Origin of the sequence: Mycobacterium saskatchewanense (assembly GCF_010729105.1) — a bacterium.
GTDB lineage: Bacteria > Actinomycetota > Actinomycetes > Mycobacteriales > Mycobacteriaceae > Mycobacterium > Mycobacterium saskatchewanense.
In genome coordinates, this window is record NZ_AP022573.1 from 1,924,424 (window position 1) to 1,941,883 (window position 17,460).

The 17,460-nt window shown below is 67.2% G+C and carries 16 protein-coding genes and 2 tRNA genes; 10 read left to right on the forward strand and 8 right to left on the reverse strand.

Features of this window, described 5'->3' with window-relative positions; translation table 11 throughout:
- Positions 1-146 precede the first annotated feature (146 nt).
- On the forward strand, positions 147-953 hold the full coding sequence (gene cmrA / locus G6N56_RS08845) for a mycolate reductase (protein ID WP_085254865.1): 807 nt from the start codon (positions 147-149) through the stop codon (positions 951-953).
- A 1-nt stretch (position 954) separates the two neighbouring features.
- Here the strand turns inward: cmrA and G6N56_RS08850 are convergent, their stop codons facing one another.
- Positions 955-2,538, reverse strand: a complete 1,584-nt coding sequence (locus G6N56_RS08850; RefSeq protein WP_085254975.1) for a helicase HerA-like domain-containing protein — start codon at positions 2,536-2,538, stop codon at positions 955-957.
- Positions 2,539-2,648: 110 nt separating this feature from the next.
- On the opposite strand from G6N56_RS08850, the gene orn reads away from it, so the two are divergent.
- The 5 genes from orn (at position 2,649) to G6N56_RS08875 (ending at position 5,001) form a co-directional block, all read left to right on the forward strand.
- Positions 2,649-3,296, forward strand: coding sequence for an oligoribonuclease (gene orn, locus G6N56_RS08855; protein ID WP_085254864.1), 648 nt, complete (start codon positions 2,649-2,651; stop codon positions 3,294-3,296).
- 49 nt (positions 3,297-3,345) lie between these two features.
- Positions 3,346-3,418, forward strand: a tRNA-His gene (locus G6N56_RS08860).
- Between the two features lie 108 nt (positions 3,419-3,526).
- On the forward strand, positions 3,527-3,823 hold the full coding sequence (locus G6N56_RS08865; RefSeq protein WP_085254863.1) for a hypothetical protein: 297 nt from the start codon (positions 3,527-3,529) through the stop codon (positions 3,821-3,823).
- Positions 3,824-4,747 carry a hypothetical protein gene (locus G6N56_RS28970; RefSeq protein ID WP_085254862.1) on the forward strand — a complete coding sequence of 308 codons (924 nt, stop codon included), beginning with the start codon at positions 3,824-3,826 and terminating at the stop codon, positions 4,745-4,747.
- Positions 4,738-5,001 (forward strand): hypothetical protein, encoded by a 264-nt coding sequence (locus G6N56_RS08875; protein ID WP_142280506.1) that lies wholly within the window; start codon positions 4,738-4,740, stop codon positions 4,999-5,001. Before G6N56_RS28970 ends, G6N56_RS08875 begins: the two co-directional genes overlap by 10 nt.
- Positions 5,002-5,019: 18 nt before the next feature.
- On the opposite strand, the gene G6N56_RS08880 is transcribed toward G6N56_RS08875, so the two are convergent.
- The 3 genes from G6N56_RS08880 to G6N56_RS08890 form a co-directional block, all read right to left on the reverse strand.
- Entirely contained in the window at positions 5,020-6,216 is a 1,197-nt protein-coding gene (locus G6N56_RS08880; protein ID WP_085254860.1) for a L,D-transpeptidase, read from the reverse strand.
- A gap of 188 nt (positions 6,217-6,404) precedes the next feature.
- Positions 6,405-7,304, reverse strand: a complete 900-nt coding sequence (locus G6N56_RS08885) for a DMT family transporter (protein WP_085254859.1) — start codon at positions 7,302-7,304, stop codon at positions 6,405-6,407.
- A 58-nt stretch (positions 7,305-7,362) separates the two neighbouring features.
- Positions 7,363-9,717: an MMPL family transporter gene (locus G6N56_RS08890; protein WP_085254858.1), complete on the reverse strand. Its 2,355-nt coding sequence runs from the start codon at positions 9,715-9,717 to the stop codon at positions 7,363-7,365.
- Between the two features lie 275 nt (positions 9,718-9,992).
- Here G6N56_RS08890 and G6N56_RS08895 point away from each other — a divergent pair, with 275 nt between their 5' ends.
- From G6N56_RS08895 to G6N56_RS08905, 3 genes are all read left to right on the forward strand, one after another.
- Entirely contained in the window at positions 9,993-11,231 is a 1,239-nt protein-coding gene (locus G6N56_RS08895) for a GNAT family N-acetyltransferase (RefSeq protein WP_085254857.1), read from the forward strand.
- 191 nt (positions 11,232-11,422) lie between these two features.
- A tRNA-Lys gene (locus G6N56_RS08900) sits at positions 11,423-11,498 on the forward strand.
- A 93-nt stretch (positions 11,499-11,591) separates the two neighbouring features.
- Positions 11,592-13,334, forward strand: coding sequence for a DUF3556 domain-containing protein (locus tag G6N56_RS08905; protein ID WP_085254856.1), 1,743 nt, complete (start codon positions 11,592-11,594; stop codon positions 13,332-13,334).
- On the opposite strand, the gene G6N56_RS08910 is transcribed toward G6N56_RS08905, so the two are convergent.
- Positions 13,321-13,548 (reverse strand): DUF3618 domain-containing protein, encoded by a 228-nt coding sequence (locus tag G6N56_RS08910; RefSeq protein WP_085254855.1) that lies wholly within the window; start codon positions 13,546-13,548, stop codon positions 13,321-13,323. The two genes, G6N56_RS08905 and G6N56_RS08910, sit on opposite strands and share 14 nt — an antisense overlap.
- A gap of 103 nt (positions 13,549-13,651) precedes the next feature.
- On the opposite strand from G6N56_RS08910, the gene bcp reads away from it, so the two are divergent.
- Positions 13,652-14,125: a thioredoxin-dependent thiol peroxidase gene (bcp, locus tag G6N56_RS08915; protein ID WP_085254854.1), complete on the forward strand. Its 474-nt coding sequence runs from the start codon at positions 13,652-13,654 to the stop codon at positions 14,123-14,125.
- 22 nt (positions 14,126-14,147) lie between these two features.
- Here the strand turns inward: bcp and G6N56_RS08920 are convergent, their stop codons facing one another.
- From G6N56_RS08920 to acpS, 3 genes are all read right to left on the reverse strand, one after another.
- Complete coding sequence (locus G6N56_RS08920) at positions 14,148-15,290, reverse strand: alpha/beta fold hydrolase (protein ID WP_085254853.1); 1,143 nt, start codon at positions 15,288-15,290, stop codon at positions 14,148-14,150.
- 321 nt (positions 15,291-15,611) lie between these two features.
- Complete coding sequence (locus G6N56_RS08925) at positions 15,612-16,946, reverse strand: dipeptidase (protein WP_085254852.1); 1,335 nt, start codon at positions 16,944-16,946, stop codon at positions 15,612-15,614.
- Between the two features lie 113 nt (positions 16,947-17,059).
- A complete protein-coding gene (gene acpS, locus G6N56_RS08930) occupies positions 17,060-17,452 on the reverse strand; it encodes a holo-ACP synthase AcpS (protein WP_085254851.1) in 393 nt (130 codons plus the stop codon).
- Between the last annotated feature and the right edge of the window lie 8 nt (positions 17,453-17,460).

Sequence of the window (17,460 nt, forward strand, 5' to 3'; positions counted from 1 at the left end):
CGGATTTGATTGGCGGGCGACCCGCTTCGCCCGGCTCCGCCGCCCTCGCGATCACCCGCGGATTTGATTGACGGGCGACCCGCTTCGCCGCACCCGCGATCCGGCGCGCCCGAAGCCCACCGCGCCCGCCTGTCTACGATTGCCTCATGCCGATACCCGCTCCCAGCCCGGACGCGCGCGCCGTCGTCACCGGAGCTTCGCAGAACATCGGCGAAGCACTGGCCACCGAGCTCGCCGCCCGCGGCCACAATCTGATTGTCACGGCGCGGCGCGAGGACCTGCTCAACGAGCTCGCCGCCCGGCTGTCCGACCGGTACCGCGTCGCCGTCGACGTGCGACCCGCCGATCTGGCCGACCCGGGCGAACGGGCGAAACTGTGCGACGAACTGGCCACCCGCCCGATCTCGATCTTGTGCGCCAACGCCGGTACCGCGACTTTCGGCCCGGTGTCGGGCCTCGACCCGGCCGTCGAGAAGGCCCAGGTGCAGTTGAATGTGCTTGGGGTGCACGACCTCACGTTGGCGGTGCTGCCCGGCATGGTCAAGCGCGGCGCGGGCGGGATCCTGATTTCGGGCTCGGCGGCGGGGAATTCGCCGATCCCCTACAACGCCACTTATGCGGCAAGCAAGGCGTTCGTGAACACCTTCAGCGAATCGCTGCGCGGCGAGGTGCGCGGCTCCGGCGTGCACGTCACGCTGCTGGCGCCGGGCCCGGTGCGCACCGAGCTGCCCGACGAAACCGAAGCCTCGCTGGTGGAACGACTGGTGCCGGACTTCCTCTGGATCTCCACCGAGCACACCGCCAAGGTGTCCCTGAACGCCTTGGAGCGCAACAAGATGCGCGTCGTCCCGGGCCTGACGTCGAAGGCCATGTCCGTGGCCAGCGGGTACGCCCCGCGGGCCATCGTCGCGCCAATCGTCGGCAGCTTCTACAAGAAGCTCGGCGGCGGTTAAGTCACTTGCGGCGGCGCCGGCCGGTGTTGAAAAGGTTCCTCGTGATCTCGCGTATGGCCGTATTGATGCCGCTCTTCACCGTCGGATTCTCCAGTACCTCCTCCCATACGGCCGGGCCCTTTGGTTCGAAGGGCTCCGGCATGGGCGGCACCGGCTCGTTCGGCGGGACGGGCGGGTAACCGGACCGGACGTCCGGCCGCTGCGGGCTGCGGCGATCTTGCCCCGCCGGGCCAACCTGGGGCCGGGCCGGTTGTTCGACCGTTCGGCCGTACTTCGCCTGCAGCGGGCTGCCTTTCGCGGCCTGCGCGATCGCGTCGGTGCCGATCGAGGCCATCAGTGAGCGGGGCACCCGCATCCGGGTCCACGCGACCGGCGTCGGCGCGCCCTTCTCGGAGAGCACGGTGACGACGGCCTCTCCGATCCCCAGGGACGTCAGCGCCGACTCCAGGTCGTAGACATCGGTTTTCGGGTAGGTGCGGACCGTCTTGCTCAGCGCCTGCTGGTCGTCGGGGGTGAAGGCCCGCAGCGCGTGTTGAATCCGCGCGCCCAGCTGGGACAGCACGTTGTTGGGCACGTCCGTGGGCAGCTGGGTGCAGAAGAACACTCCCACGCCCTTGGAGCGGATCAGCTTCACGGTCTGTTCGACCTGCTCGAGGAAGGCCTTGGACGCGTCGGCGAAAAGCAGGTGCGCCTCGTCGAAGAAGAACACCAGCTTGGGCTTGTCCACGTCACCGACCTCGGGCAGCACCTTGAAAAGGTCCGCCAGCAACCACATCAGGAAGGTCGAGAAGATGACCGGACGCAACTGCTGGCCACTGAACTCGAGCAGCGAGATGATGCCGCGGCCCTGGTCATCGCAGCGCAAAAGATCCTGCGGATCGAGTTTTGGCTCGCCGAAGAACGTGTCGCCGCCCTCCCCGCCGAGGTTCACCAGCGCCCGCAGGATGACTCCAGCCGTCGTCGGCGACACCCCGCCCAGCTCTTTCAGGTCAGCCTTGCCCTCGTCGCTGGCCAAATGGCTGATGACGCCGCGCAGATCGTCCAGGGCGACCAGGGGCCGGTTCGCCGCACCGGCCCAATGGAAGATCAAGCCCAGCGTCGACTCTTGGGTTGCGTTGAGGCCCAGCACCTTTGACAGCAAGACCGGACCGAAACTTTCGACCGTCGCCCGCACCGGCACGCCGACTCCCCCGGTGCCCAAGGACAAGAACTCCACCGGGAAGCCCGTCCCCACCCAGTCGTCACCCGTATCCTTCGCACGCGCCGCGGTCTTGTCGTTGGCCTCCCCGGGCCGGGCCAGACCAGATAGGTCGCCCTTGACGTCGGCCATCAGCACGGCCACGCCGGCCGCGCTGAGCTGTTCGGCGATCAACTGCAGCGTCTTGGTCTTCCCGGTGCCCGTCGCTCCGGCCACCAGGCCGTGCCGGTTGACGGTGGCCAGCGGGATACGGACCTGGGCGGTCGGGTCCACGACGCCGTCGACGACGACCGTGCCCAACTCCAGCGCCCGGCCGTCGACCCCGTAGCCGTTCGCGATCCGCTGCGCGGCCCCGTCAGCCCCGCCGGCCGCCGATTCGGTGCTCATCGTGATGCGCCCCTCCTCCCGGGTTTGGTCCCCACTGCGGTTCGGCACCGCTCACCCTACTTGCCGGGCGGAGCGGCGGAAGGGCCTATGCGGGGCCTAATGTGAGCGCTGTGCGCGACGAACTGGTGTGGATCGACTGCGAGATGACAGGGCTGGACCTCGGGTCGGACAAGCTGATCGAGATCGCAGCGTTGGTCACCGACGCCGACCTGAACGTGCTCGGCGACGGAGTCGACGTGGTGATCCACGCCGACGACGCCGCGCTGTCGTCGATGGTCGACGTGGTCGCCGAAATGCATTCGCGCTCCGGGCTGACGGACGAGGTGAGGGCGTCGACGGTCGACCTCGCCACCGCCGAGGCGATGGTGATGGAGTACATCGGCAAGCATGTCAAGCAGCCCAAGACGGCGCCGCTCGCGGGCAATTCGATCGCCACGGACCGGGCATTCATTGCCCGCGACATGCCGGCCCTGGACGCGTTCCTGCACTACCGCATGATCGACGTCAGCTCGATCAAGGAGCTCTGCCGGCGCTGGTACCCGCGGATCTACTTCGGGCAGCCGGTGAAAGGGCTCTCCCACCGCGCCCTGGCCGACATCCATGAGTCCATCCGCGAGCTGAAGTTCTACCGGCGCACCGCGTTCGTCCCCCCACCCGGGCCCTCTACCAGCGAAATCGAGGCGGTTGTCGCCGACATCGGCGGCGCGGGCGGCCCACCGGAAGCAATCGATTCGGCCGCCGAGCCACCGACCGGCTAGTATCGACGTCGCCGCTCGTCAGCCCTTCCGAAGGCGGGCCGCGGCTATGGTGGCTGTAGTTCAGCTGGTAGAGCACCAGGTTGTGATCCTGGGTGTCGCGGGTTCGAGTCCCGTCAGCCACCCCGCAGGTCAGAGGGGTTATTCGCCCCTCTGACCTTTTTCATTCGCAGCGGCCCGGGTGACCCGCGGGGTGAATAGCCACCATTGAACGAGCGGCTTAGACTCGCGCCGTGGGAGGGAAGAAGCTGCAGGTTGTTACCGCTGAGCTGCAGGTTGCGGCCGCTCGGTGGGAGGGCCTGAGCGCCCACCTCGCGTCGGTGCCGCCGTCGCCGGGGCACCCCTTTCAGCCGACCGCGGCGGCGGTCGGCGCCATCCATGCGGCGGTCAGCGCCGCCTCGGCCGCGTTCGTCGCCCGGACCCAGGCCACGGCCGCGGCGATGACGACGGCCGCCGGCGGCTACGCCGAGGAGGAAGCCGCCGCCGCGAGCGAGATGGCGATACCCGTGCCGCAGATCCGGATGGTCTAGATGGCCGCCACTTTGTCGCAGATTCACGCGTGGAGCACCGAACACCTGGTCAACGCGGCGAGCCACTGGACCGACACCGCGGACCGCTGGGAAGACACCTTCCTCCACATCAGGAACGAGTCCCACACCATGACATGGCTCGGCGAGGGCGGTGATGCCTTGCGCCAGCGCACCGGTGCGGACCTGGCAACGGTCAGTGCGAAGGCCGATCAATTGCGCCAGGCCGCGGGGATCGCGCGAAGCGGGGCCAGCGACATCGGTGCTGCGCAGCGACGGGTCATCTATGGTGTCGAGGACGCTCAGAACGCGGGCTTCGTTGTGGGAGAGGACCTCTCGGTCACCGATACCCGGATGAGCAGCGACCCGGTCGAGCGCGCCACCCGCCAGGCGCAGGCCGAGGCCTTCGCCGGCGATCTTCGCGCGCGGGCCGAACAGCTGGAGTTGACGGAAACGAAGGTCGCCGGCCAACTCACCGCCAGCACCGCCGGTGTCGACGACGTCGGCTTCGGACCGGAGCCGGCCCCCGGCTTGCCGCAAACTCCGAAGAACCGCAGCGGAATTCAGTTGGTCGACTTCAAGCAAGACGGACCCACACCGGCACCACCGCTGCCGCCGGGCCAGCCGGTCCCGCCACAGCCGCCGGCGATCAAGATCACTCCCCACCCGAACCCGCCCGCCGTCATCAACATGCACGCCGGCGAGAACCCGGTACCCGACCCCGGCAAGCACCAATGCGATGGGTGGGACGTCACGAAATACGTGGGCGAGGGGGTCGGAGGGCCGCTGCTGGTGACGGGCTCCATCGTGGGCGGTATCGCCGCCTCACCACTTGGCCCGGCGGAATGGGCCATGGCTATCGGTGGGGTTCTGACAGGCGGAGCGACCACCATCGACGGATTCAAAGGCCTTGCGGGGTGCGACTAGTGCACGCCTACGCGCTGGTTTTCGTCATCGTGGGCGGGCTCCTCGGCGCCGGCGTGATCGCGTACTTCCGGCGCGGCGAGCGACTTCGCACCGTCCTGTTCGCGCTGCCGGTGGTGGGGGCACTCTGGCTCGCGGTCGACTTCGTCATCACGCCGGAGAACCGCTGGGTCAATGGGATTGCGTTGGCCCTCGCCGCGGTCGTGGTCGCCGCTGGGTTCGGTCGCCAATGGTTGAGGCGGCGGCGCGGCGCCTGAACCGCGCCCGGCGATCCCTTACGTGTCGGCGTTGCCGGCCTTCCACACCGGCCACGGAATGTTCCAGTCGCCCAGCCCCTCGGTGCCGGACAGCGTCGGACCCACCGTGTTGATCACCTCGACGATGTCGCCGCTCTTGCTGTGGTCGTAGAACCACTCGGCATTACTGGGGCTCACGTTCAGGCAGCCGTGGCTGGTGTTGGTGTGCCCCTGCGCCCCGACCGACCAGGGTGCGGAATGCACGAAAACGCCGCTGTAGGACATCTGGGTGGCCCAGTCGACCTCGGTGCGATATCCGTTGGGCGAGTTGACCGGAACGCCGTAGGTCGACGAATCCATGATGATGTGCTTGAACCGGGCGCCGATGATGTAGACGCCGCTGGCCGTCGGGGTACTGTCCTTGCCCATCGAGGTGGGCATGGTCTTGACGACCTCGCCGTTGACCCGGACGGTCACCATCTTGGTGGTGTCGTCGGCTGTCGAGATCACCTCGTCGCCGATTGTGAAGCGCGTCTTGACGTTGTCTTCACCGAACATGCCGTTGCCCAGGTCGACCCCGTAGGTGTTGACGGCCACATCGATCGCCGTGCCGGGCTTCCAGAAATGCTCCGGGCGCCAACGGACTTCGCGGTTGGTCAGCCAGTAGAACGCGCCCTCGACGGGCGGGTTGGTGGTGATGACGATGGCCTTCTGGGCGGCGGCGCGGTTGGCGATGTTCTCGTCGAAGCGGATGGCCACCGGTTCCCCGATGCCGACGACCTCGCCGTCGCCGGGACTGACATAGGGCATGGTCAGATGCGCCGGCGAACTGGTCTGGAACGTCATCTGCTTGCTCGCCGCTCCGCCGAGGCCCAGCGCTTTGGCGTTCAGCGTGTAGCGCCTGTTGTAGCCGAGCTGCTCGGTGGTCTGCCAGCGCAACCCGTCGGGGCTCAGCTGGCCGTTGATCGACCTGCCGTTGTCGTTGACCATGGTGACCGACGCCAGGACGCCGTCGGCCACGCTGACCGTCACCGGCGCATCCACGGTGACACCGACGGCGCCGTCGCTCACCGAGGCGGTGAGCTTGGGGACCAGCAGGTCGGCGAACGGGGTGCCTTTGTCGAAGATCACCTTGGCCGGCACGGCCTGCTGGCCGCCGCCGCAGGCGACGCCAACCACGGCAACCGTGGCCAGCACAACGGCGAGCCACGATCGACGAATACGCGAACGCGCCATCCAGTGACCTTCCCTCTGACTTCCGCTAGTTGGTCACCGCTGACCACAAAGAATCGCAAGCATTGTAATGGCTTCGGGGCCGGCCTCAAGGCGACACGCGTGGAGGCGGTGGCCCCGCGTCGCGATCGCGGCGGACCGGCGCGCCCGGGCGCGCCGAACCAAGGGGTTCCCGGGCACGAAGTGCCAGGTCAGACTCGTTGGTCGATGACATCCTGCAAGTGTGCGTCGACCCGCTCCCGGGTCGCGACGGCGTCCACTCGAGCGAGTTTGACGATGGCCGCCGTCATGACGAGCACGGCCGCCGCAAAAGTAGCCATGCCGGCGCGGCCGGTGCCCAGCGTCTCGCCGAGGACGACGACACCCAACAATGCCGCCACAACCGGCTGCGACATCGCCAGCATCGGCATCGACGCCGTCAACGGTCCGGCCCGAAAGGCGGCCTGGCTCCAGACGATTCCACCCACCGCCACGAGCACGCAGGCATACAGCTCGGGGGTCCGCACCACCGCCCAGTCATCGCTGAGCCGGGCGACGACCTCCTTGGTCAGCACCGCGAAGACCCCCCACAGTGAACCGGACACGAAGGCGAACAGCACCGCGGCCGCCGCCCCGCCCCAGATCCGGCCGGCGATGACGCACCCGATCAGCACCGGCCCGAGCACCACGGCCACCCAGGCCCAGGTTTTAAGCGACGCGCCGGAACGGCCGGCGTTCGGATTGCCGACGATGACGATCACGATCACCGCGGCGGTGAGCAACCCGGCCCAGACCCACTCGCCGGCGGCCACCGTGCGGTGCGACAGCCGGGCATTGATCGGAAGGGCGAACAGCACCGAAAGCATGAGCAGCGCCTGCACGAGCAGTACGGAACCTTGTCCCAACGCAGCGGCCTGCAGCGCAATGCTCGCCGCGAGCAACAGCGCGCCCCAGAGCCACCGGCGATTTCGCAACAGGCGCACGAATAATGCGATGTGCCCCACGGACGGGTCGGTGATGCGGTGTGCGGCTCGTTGCTGGAGGACGTCGCCGGTCGCGATGCACAGCGCAGAAGCTAGCGCGAGGAGCGCGGCGATACCCGTATGCGGCATGATCGGCCTCTCCGTCGTCGGTACCCCAACGCCATTGCGCTACAAGGGATTAATGGCGTCAACTGCGGTCAGTCGCGGGCCTGGGGGGCCACCGCCGGATCGTCGGGCGTCGCGGTTCCGGCGCATCAGCGGCCCAGCGCCGCCGCCCCACCCTGGCGGCGGCGTCCTCACCGGTCGCGGCGCGATCGCGCAGCCACTCCAAGGGTTTCGGTGCCCACCACGTCCAGCGGCCGAGCAGGTGGATGAAGGCCGGAACCAGTACCATCCGCACGAGGGTGGCGTCGGCCAGCACGGCGAGCGTCAGGCCCAACCCGAGCATCCGCATGAACGACACGTGCGCGGGGATCAACGCGGCGAAAGAAATCGACATCACCAGCGCGGCGGTGGTCACCACGCGGCCGATGCCCGCGATGCCCAGCGCCGTGCTCTCGTCTGTGGCAGCGCGCGCCTCGACCGGATTCGCCGGCGGCTCGCCGGCCTGGGAGGCCATCCAGTACTCGTGGATCCGCGAGACCAGGAACACCTCGTAATCCATGGCCAGCCCGAAAGCGATGCAGAACAACAACACCGGGATGTTGGCGTTCAACGTGCCGTTGGGTGTGGTCCCGAACGCCCCGAGGTGGCCGTCCTGGAAGATCCATGCCATCGCGCCGAACGCCGCCGTCAGCGACAACACGTTGCACACCAGCGCCTGCAGCGGGATCACCGCACTGCCGGTGAGCAAGAACAGCAGGGTGAACGTGATCAGCGCGATCAGGCCGAACACTTCCGGCAGCCGCGTGGTGATCGCGCCGACGCTGTCGCGGTTGATCTGCGCCAGGCCCGTCACCTCGACTGACCGCCCGGCCGGACCGGCCACTTCGTGCAGCCGGTCCAACTGAGTGTTCGACGCCTGTGAGTACAGCGGCGCGGTGCTCTCGACGGTGAGGAATGCGGCGCCGTTGGCTATTCCGGCCGGTGCGGCGGGCGGTCCCATTGGGTTTCCCCGTACGAACGTTCCGGTGGGCGCCGTGACGGCCGACACGTCGGGGATCCGCGACAACGCGGCGGCGTAGCGCTCGAGGTCCACCGGCGTCACGCCGCGGGCGTCGGGAACGACAACCGACACCGAGTTCCCCAATCCACCGGCGAAATCGTTGTCCAGCATGTCGGCGACCTGACGCGACGACGCCGACGTCGGTAGCACCCGTTCGTCCGGAAAGCCCCACTTCACTCCCAGGAACGGCACGCCCAGCAGCAGCATCAGCGCCACGACGCTCAGACCGACCGGCAGGGCGTGCCGCAACACGAACTTGGTCGATCGGTACCAGAACTTCGAAATGACCGGCTTGAGGGCGGGGTCACGCCAGGAGTTCGCGCGGGGGAAGAGCCGACGGATCAGCCGGTGCGCGTCGAGTGCGTCCAGCCTGGGTCCCAACAGCGCGATCGCGGCCGGTGTGATCACCACCGCGGCGACCGCGACGATGACCGCAGTGGCCACGATCGTGTAGGCGGACGATTTCAGGAAGTTCATCGGAAACAGCGCCATCACCGCCATCGACAAGCCGACCGTGGTGGCGGAGAACAACACGGTCCGCCCGGCGGTCGCCATGGTCCGGAACAGCGCCCGATCAGGATCAGCGGCGCGTGCCAGCTCCTCGCGATAGCGGGTGATGATCAGCAGGTTGTAGTCGATGGCCAGGGCGAGGCCCATCGCGATGCTGAGGTCCAACGCGTAGGTCGACACATCGGTGGCGAAGGTGATCAGCCGCAACACCGACATCGTCCCGACGATGGCCAACGCGCCGAGCACGATCGGCAGCGCGGCCGCAACGACGCCGCCCAGCACCCAAACCAGCACCGCGAAGCTCAGCGGGATCGCGATCGACTCCATCAACAGCAGGTCTCGCTGGTTCTGCTCGTTGATCTGGGCGTACGCCACGGCCATGCCCCCGGCGCGCACGGTGACGCCGTTGCGGTCATGCACCAGGTCGCGCAGGAGGGTGCTGGCGTACTCCTGCGCCTTGTTCTCGCCACCCTTGAGGTCGACCACGATCATTCCGGACTTGCCGTCCTTGCTGATCAGCTGGCCGGCGGCCTGCGGCGGCGAAGTCCACGCCGAGGACACATCAAGGACCCACGGCGACCGCTTCAGCCGGTTGACCATGTCGGTGGCCACCCCACGCGCCTGGTCGCTGCGGGCGCCCGCCGGCGAAGTCAGTACCAGCAGCATCTTCTGGTCGGTTTGACCCAATTTGTCCCGGAGCACTTCGGTAGCACGCGAGGACTCCGAGGTGGGGTCCTGGAAGCCGCCGCCCGACAGCTTGGCGATCACCGGAAGTCCGAACACAGCGGCGCCGACCAGGATCAACACCGATATCGCGACGATGCGCCGCGGCGCCGCGATGGCAAGTCGCGTGATCGCATGCAGCATCTGAGGCCCTTTCGACGCAGTTTTCCCGGCGTATCTCTATACCCCGGCGGGGGCCGCGTAATTCCCACCACACGTGATCTGCCCGGGGAACTCGGCGAATTCTTGGTGTGAGCAGGCGCACTCGCCGCGGGCAAACAGGGCGACGCATCCAGGGTTAACGTGTAACTACGTTTGACGGATCAGTAAGCGGGTATCGACCGAAAGCGGCGCCTTCGCTGGGGGACTCCCCGAGATGGGCGCCGGCTCGGTTGCACCGGCGGCGGATTGGATGAGCGATAAACACTATGGACAACGCCATCACAATCAGGCACCCAACCGAAAGCGACTGGCACGCCCTCTATGCGAATCAGGCCCGCACTTTCGGGGACCCGGTCGACTCGCCCACCGTCGAAGCCTGGAAACGCCGAGTCACCCTCGAAGACATTCTGGTGGCCGAAGACGTCGCCGATCCGGAGCATCCGTTCCTGGTAGGGACGTCCATCATCTACCGCTCACGGTTGACCGTGCCCGGGAGCGCAAGCCTGCGAGCCGCCTGGCTGACGATGATCACCGTCGCCTCGACACATCAGGGAAAGGGAATCTGGGCGCAGCTCAGCGCCCAGGGCCTGGGGATCTTGCTGGATCGCGGCTACCCCATCATCTGCGGTGTCCCGACCCAGACCGCGATATACGACCGCTTCGGCGCCGGGGTGGCGAGCTATGGACACACTTACTCGATTGACCGCCGCATTGCGAAGCTGCGGTCCGCACCGAGCCGCAACCGGGCGCGCGAGGTCGAGGCCCCCGAGGCGAGAGGCCTTCTGCCGCAGATCTATCAGCGGTGGTGCGCCGAAACCCCGGGGGCGGTGGCGCGCGACAGCGCTTGGTGGGATGACTATTTGGAAGACCGGCCGACGCAGCGGAGCACGAGATCTGCGCTTTATCACACGGTGCATCCGGACGGCTTCCTGACATATCGGATCGCTGATCAGCCGCACCACACGTTTCAGCCGCCCTTCGGGACGGTGATCGTCGAGGACTTCTGCCCCATCACCGACGAGGCCCATACCGAGCTGCTTGCATCGCTGCTGGCGTTGGACATGTTCGATCAGATCGAGATCGAGGTGCCCAGAGATGATCCGCTTCCGCTCAAGTTACGCAACCCGCGTGCAGCTCGAACGAAAGGCATAACCGATTTCCTCTGGGCGCGCATCAACGACGTGCCCGAAGTGCTCGGCGCTCGCGTGTACCACGCCGATGTCGACATCGTGCTGGACGTCACAGATCCCCTCAACCTCGCGGGAGGGCGGTTCTTGCTCCAGATCCGTGATGGTGCCGGCAAGTGCACGCCACACGAAGGGCCGCCCGACGTCGAGATCAGCCTGGGGGATTTGGCCGCCATATATATGGGTTCGCACCGCGCCAGACAACTCCTCCGAGCGAATCGCGTCACCGAAATTCGCCCGGGTGCCGTGGGCGACCTGGACGCCGCCTTCAGCACCGAGCGGAGCCCGTATTGCGGCACGCTGTTCTGATCTGGCCGGAAAGCGGTATCGCACCGCCCATTTAGATCGTCGCGGTGGCGCCTCACGCCCAGCCGGGCGACTCCAGGCCGCCCGACTGTCGCCGACGCCGAGCGACGCAGCCGCTATCCTGGTAGAGACCGGGGATTTCGCCAAGCGACAGGATGCCTGTTATTGTCGCCTACGCGGTTCCGGCCGACAAAGCGCCGTTAGCTCAGTTGGTAGAGCAGCTGACTCTTAATCAGCGGGTCCGGGGTTCGAAACCCTGACGGCGCACCAAAACCGTTTGACGTCGTATTCCGGCGCACTCGGCGGTTACTCAGGGTATTTTCTTCTCGATCGCGCCCCTCAAGCTGCGACGAAGGAGCTGCCATGGGGTTCATCCGGCCGAACCTGCCGATCGTCGACCCGGTCGCGTGGAGCACCAGCACCCGCGCCGACCGGATCGTCCCGATGGCCCGCCACATCGCCGAGAACGGGTTCGGCACCCCGCTGGTGATGCACCTGATGTACGGCGTCAAAATCGCGCTCTACATCCTCGGCGGCTGGGTGTTCGCATGGTCGACACCAGGCATCGGCGGCTTCGGTGACGTGGCCGCGTGGTGGTCGGAGCCCATCGTGTTCCAGAAGGCCGTTTTGTACACCATGCTGTTCGAGGTCGTCGGCTTGGGATGCTGCTTCGGGCCGTTGGCCGGGCGCTATTTCCCGCCGATGGGTTCGATCCTGTACTGGCTGCGGCCCGGAACCATCCGCCTGCCACCGTGGCCCGAGAGGGTGCCGCTCACCAAGGGCAACGACAGGACCGTCGTCGACGCGTTTCTCTACGGCGCCCTGGTGGTGCTGCTGGTTTCCGCGCTGCTCGCCGCCGGCACCGGCCCAATTCCCCTGCTGGATACGGCGATCGGCGTACTGCCGTGGTGGCGGACCGTCGCGGTGCTGGCGGTACTGGCCGTCCTCGGCCTGCGCGACAAGGTCATCTTCCTGGCCGCCCGCGGCGAGGTGTACGGCCCACTGGCCCTGGTGTTCCTGTTCTCCGGGGTGAACATCATCATCGGCGCGAAGGTGGTGTTCATGGTGATCTGGCTGGGCGCGGCGACCTCCAAGCTCACCCGGCACTTCCCGTTCGTCATCTCGACGATGCTGGCCAACAACCCGTTTCTGCCCAGCGGAACGCTCAAGCGGTCGATGTTCAAGCACTACCCGGACGACCTGCGGCCCAGCGCGCTGGCGGGCTTCATCGCCCACCTCTCCACCGCGGTGGAGGGGCTGGTGCCCCTGGCGCTGCTCTTCTCGCACGGCGGGTGGCCCACGGCGATCGCGGCCTTCGTGATGATCGTGTTCCACCTCAACATCCTGCTGGCCTTTCCCATGGGGGTGCCGCTGGAGTGGAACGTGTTCATGATCTTCGGGGTGCTGTCGCTGTTCGTCGCGCACGCGCGGCTGGGTCTGGCCAGCGTCACCGACCCGCTACCGATCGCCGTGCTGTTCGCGGTCATCGCCGGGATCGTCGTGTTCGGAAACCTGTTCCCGCGCAAGGTTTCCTTCCTGCCGGGCATGCGGTACTACGCCGGCAACTGGGACACCACGCTGTGGTGCGTGAAGCCGTCGGCCGACGAGAAATTCCGCGTCGGCTCCCGCGCGCTCGGGCCCATGCAACACCTGCAGCTCGAGCGCCTGTACGGCTCGAAGGAGGCCACCCTGGTCCCGCTGCACCTCGCCATGGCGTTCCGCGGGATGAACACCCACGGGCGTGGCCTGTTCACCCTGGCGCACCGGGCGATGGCCGGGCACAACGAGGACGACTACAACCTGTGCGAGGGCGAGATCCTGTGCTCGATGGTCCTCGGCTGGAACTTCGGCGACGGGCACATGCACAACGAGTGCCTCGTCGAGGCGCTACAGCGACGGTGCGGGTTCGAGCCCGGCGAGGTGCGGGTGGTGATCCTCGACGCCCAGCCGATCCAGAAGCAGACCCAGGAATACCGGCTCGTCGACGCGGCGACGGGCGAGTTCGAGCGGGGCTACATCGACGTCGCCGACATGGTGACCACCCAGCCCTGGGCCGACGACCTTCCCGTGCACGTCCAAAGCGGTGCGAGGGTCAGCGATCCCTGACCCGGCGCACCACCACGATGACGACGACCGACGAGATCCCCACCAGCGAGGCGATGACCACCGGCTTCTTCACGAACTCGACCGCGCGGGCCTTGAGGTCGTCGGCGAGGCGGCGGGGGTTGGCGCGCTCGGCAAGCGAATCGACGGTGGCCGCCAGCTGGTCGCGGGCTTGGTCGATCTCCTGCTTGATGACCTCGGGATCCCGGTCCGCCACGTCTCTGTCCTCCGTCGCCCACTATCCGACTGATGCACCTGCCGAACTACCCTAGATCAGCTGGCGCTACACCCAGCGATCCGGTGAACCGAAAGGTAGAACGTTGACCGAAACCACGCGGCTCGCGCCGGGCGACAAAGCGCCCGCCTTCAGCCTGCCCGACGCCGACGGCAACACCGTGTCGCTGGCCGACTACAAGGGCCGCCGGGTCATCGTGTACTTCTACCCGGCCGCCTCGACACCCGGATGCACCAAACAGGCCTGCGACTTCCGCGACAACCTGCACGACCTCAACGACGCCGGCATCGACGTCGTCGGCATCTCTCCCGACAGGCCCGAGAAGCTCGCCAAGTTCCGCGACGCCGAGGAGCTGACGTTTCCCTTGCTGTCCGACCCCGATCGCACGGTGTTGACCGCATGGGGCGCCTACGGCGAGAAGAAGATGTACGGCAAGACGGTGCAGGGCGTCATTCGCTCCACCTTCCTGGTCGACGAGAGGGGCATGGTCGTCGTCGCGCAGTACAACGTGAAGGCCACCGGTCACGTGGACAAGCTGCGCCGCGACCTGTCGGTGTGAGCCGGGCGGGAAGCCAGCGGCGTCAATGCCCGCCCGACTGAGACAAGAGGTCGGCTACTTCGTTGCTCCAGAATTCGGCCTGGAGACCGGTGAAGTGGCCACGTGTGCGGTCTGATGCGGGTACCAAGACGAAGCGGCCGTTCTTTACGCGCTTGATGTCGCGGTCGATGATGCCCAGACTCGGCGGGTTCAGGTAATCGTCGGCCGAATTGACGGCAACCATGGCAGCGGTGATCTTCGGGAGATCGGCTTCGGGGTTGTAGTCGGCGGAGGCCTCGAATGCAAAGAGTAAGTCATTCGCGTCCATAGTCGCGATCTGCTCGGATACCTGGTGTTCGAAATAGTCGTCGGCCGCCGGACCGGTCGGCGCGATGTGTTCGAGATAGACGGGCGCGTTCTTCGGCGCCAGCATGGTGATGTCCGCGACCGTGGTGAGCGCCTTCATCGGTTGGGACTTGTAGTCTCCGCCGGCCCAATCGGGGTCGCTACGGATGGCATCGATGATCGCTTTGCGCCAGATGCGGTTGGCCCCGCCGATCTCAATCGGGTTGCTGGCCAAAGGCATGAGCGCGTCGGTGAAGTTCGGGTAGCTTTCGCCCCACATCCATGTCTGCGAACCGCCCATCGAGAAACCCATGACAAGTCGCAAATGGTTGACCCCGAGTTTGGTCGTCAACAAATCATGCGTCGCATTCACCATGTCTTGGTAGCCGTAGTGGGGAAAGTGGGCACGGAGGCCGTCGCTCGGCTTGCTCGACGCCCCGTGGCCAATCTGATCCGGCACGATCACGAAGTAGCGCGTGACGTCGAGGGGCTGGCCGGCGCCGAACAGGTATTTGGCGAAGCTCGGAGTGAGCAATTGCTTTCCGGCGCCGGTTGTGCCGTGCAGGAGAAGTACCGCGTTCGTCGCTCTTCCCGAGCCGTCACGGAGCAGCGTACCGAAGGTGCGGTAGTGAATCTTCATTTCCGGCAACGTCTCTCCAGTACGGAAATGGAAGTTGCTTACTACAAAGTCGCCCTCGGCGGGGGCCGGGTATTCCTTTGGACCGGGCGCCGGAACAGAGAAGGTGGAGCTGCGGTGTTCCCCTGAGAGGCACGCGCTCACGGTAAGAAACAGAAAGGCCAGGCCCAGGAGACTTCTTGCTGCAGAACCGATGCGCAACATTTTCACTATGCCCTATACGTCCTAGGTCTTCTGCGGAAAGATTTCTATTGTTTCCTATTTTCGACAGCCGATTAGCGCTGCGGCACAACCGAATACGTCAAACGCAGATGAGCGTGACATCAAAAGATTACGCCATTGACCGCAAAAGCGATTGAAATCACGCGATGTCAGCCGATCCCCGTGCCGCACCGCGCAACACTGACATTGCCGCCACTCCGGGTTCAGCGGCCACGACAGGGCGGCGCCGACGACTCTGGGCTGAACTCGTGAATGGGTTAACGGCCAACAACACCGGGTCGCTCAGCGCGCCCGCCGAAAGCGTCAACCCAGGTTCGCCAGCAGCAGCGCCTCGGTGATGGCCGCGCGTTCGAGCACGCCGAGGTGCAGGCTCTCGTTGATGCTGTGCGCCTGGGTCCCGGGGTCCTCCACGCCCGTGACGAGGATCTTGGCCGCCGGGAAGGCGGCAGCGAACTCGGCGATGAACGGGATCGAGCCGCCCATGCCCATGTCGATCGGCTCGGTCCCCCACGCCTGCCGGAACGCGGCTCGCGCGGCGTCGTAGACGGCGCCGCTGGCCTCGATGGCGTATGGCTCGCCCTTGTCGCCGCGCGTGACGCTGACGTGCGCGCCCCACGGGGCGTGCGCCCGCAGGTGGGCGGTCAGCGTGTCCAGGTGCGCCGCGGCGTCGCCGCCGGGCGCCACCCGCATGCTGATCTTGGCGCGGGCCCGCGGGATCAGCGTGTTCGACGCGGCGGCGATCGGCGTGGTGTCGATGCCGATGACCGTGATCGCCGGCTTGGCCCACAGCCGCTGCGGCACCGAGCCCGTGCCGATCTCCGACACCCCGTCCAGCACGCCGGAGTCCGCACGCACCCGCTCGGCGGGGTAGTCGGGGTAGTTCAGGGACGCGACGTCGGTCTCGTGCAGGCCGGCCACCGCCACGTTGCCGTGGTCGTCGTGCAGGCTGGCCAGCATTCGCACGAGCGCGCTGAGCGCGTCGGGCACGACGCCGCCCCACAGCCCGGAGTGCAGCCCATGGTCCAGTGTGGCGACCTCGACCACGCAGTCGACCAGGCCGCGCAGCGACACCGTCAGCGCCGGAATCTCGGTGCTCCAGTTGTCGGAGTCGGCGATGACGATCACGTCGGCGGCCAGCGCATCGTGGTGAGCCGCGAGCAGCCGGCCCAGTGACGGTGAGCCGGATTCCTCCTCGCCTTCGACGAAGACCGTCACACCGATCGGCGGCTGACCGCCGTGCGCCCGGAAGGCCGCCAAATGCGTTGCGATGCCAGCCTTATCGTCGGCACTCCCGCGGCCATAGAGCCGGCCGTCGCGTTCGGTGGGCTCGAAGGGCGGCGACGCCCACTGGCCCGGGTCACCTTCCGGCTGCACGTCGTGGTGGGCGTACAGCAGCACCGTCGGCGCGCCGGGCGGCGCGGGATGCCGGGCGATCACCGCGGGCGCCCCGCCCTCGCTGACGATCTGCACGTCGCCAAAACCGGCCTTTGTCAACAAGTCCGCCACCGCCTGGGCGCTGCGGTACACCTCCGGGCGCCGACCGGGGTCGGCCCACACCGACTGAATGCGCACCAGGTCTTCGAGGTCGCGCCGCACCGACGGCAGCACTTCGTGGACGCGCTCGACGAGATCGCTCATGTTCCCGAGGCTAGTCGCACACCCTTATTGCGCGAGCAGCCTCGGGCCCCCGCGAGCGTGCGCAGACTGCCGTTTCCGCCCGGCGTGTCGCGGACTGACACGCACGCTCGCGATCAGGGGGCCTCCAGGATGGCGACGGCGGCCGCGGTGTCGCCCTCGTGGGTGAGCGACACGTGGATCGTCACGTCGGCCAGGTGCTCGGCAACGGCCCCGGTCAGCCGCACCCGCGGGCGTCCCCACATGTCGGTGACGACCTCGATGTCGCGGTGGATGGCCTCCGGCAACACCGGCCGCTGAGCGAACCGGGATCCCGACCACGCCTTGATCACGGCCTCCTTCGCGGCCCACCGGGCCGCCAGGTGACGCGCCGCCGACGAGCTCTTGTCCGACGCGTCACGCCGCTCACCCGGGGTGAACGTCTCGGAGAACACCGTCCCCGGCTGGTCGACCTGCTCCGCGAATTCAGCGATGGAGACAAGGTCGATCCCGACTCCCACGATGCCCATGGGTGGCC

Bases quoted from the DNA above. Each gene is read 5' to 3' on its own strand.
- cmrA (WP_085254865.1), top strand. From the start codon at position 147: ATGCCGATACCCGCTCCCAGCCCGGACGCGCGCGCCGTCGTCACCGGA.
- G6N56_RS08850 (WP_085254975.1), bottom strand. From the start codon at position 2,538: ATGAGCACCGAATCGGCGGCCGGCGGGGCTGACGGGGCCGCGCAGCGG.
- G6N56_RS28970 (WP_085254862.1), top strand. From the start codon at position 3,824: ATGGCCGCCACTTTGTCGCAGATTCACGCGTGGAGCACCGAACACCTG.
- G6N56_RS08880 (WP_085254860.1), bottom strand. From the start codon at position 6,216: ATGGCGCGTTCGCGTATTCGTCGATCGTGGCTCGCCGTTGTGCTGGCC.
- G6N56_RS08885 (WP_085254859.1), bottom strand. From the start codon at position 7,304: ATGCCGCATACGGGTATCGCCGCGCTCCTCGCGCTAGCTTCTGCGCTG.
- G6N56_RS08890 (WP_085254858.1), bottom strand. From the start codon at position 9,717: ATGCTGCATGCGATCACGCGACTTGCCATCGCGGCGCCGCGGCGCATC.
- G6N56_RS08905 (WP_085254856.1), top strand. From the start codon at position 11,592: ATGGGGTTCATCCGGCCGAACCTGCCGATCGTCGACCCGGTCGCGTGG.
- G6N56_RS08920 (WP_085254853.1), bottom strand. From the start codon at position 15,290: ATGTTGCGCATCGGTTCTGCAGCAAGAAGTCTCCTGGGCCTGGCCTTT.
- G6N56_RS08925 (WP_085254852.1), bottom strand. From the start codon at position 16,946: ATGAGCGATCTCGTCGAGCGCGTCCACGAAGTGCTGCCGTCGGTGCGG.
- acpS (WP_085254851.1), bottom strand. From the start codon at position 17,452: ATGGGCATCGTGGGAGTCGGGATCGACCTTGTCTCCATCGCTGAATTC.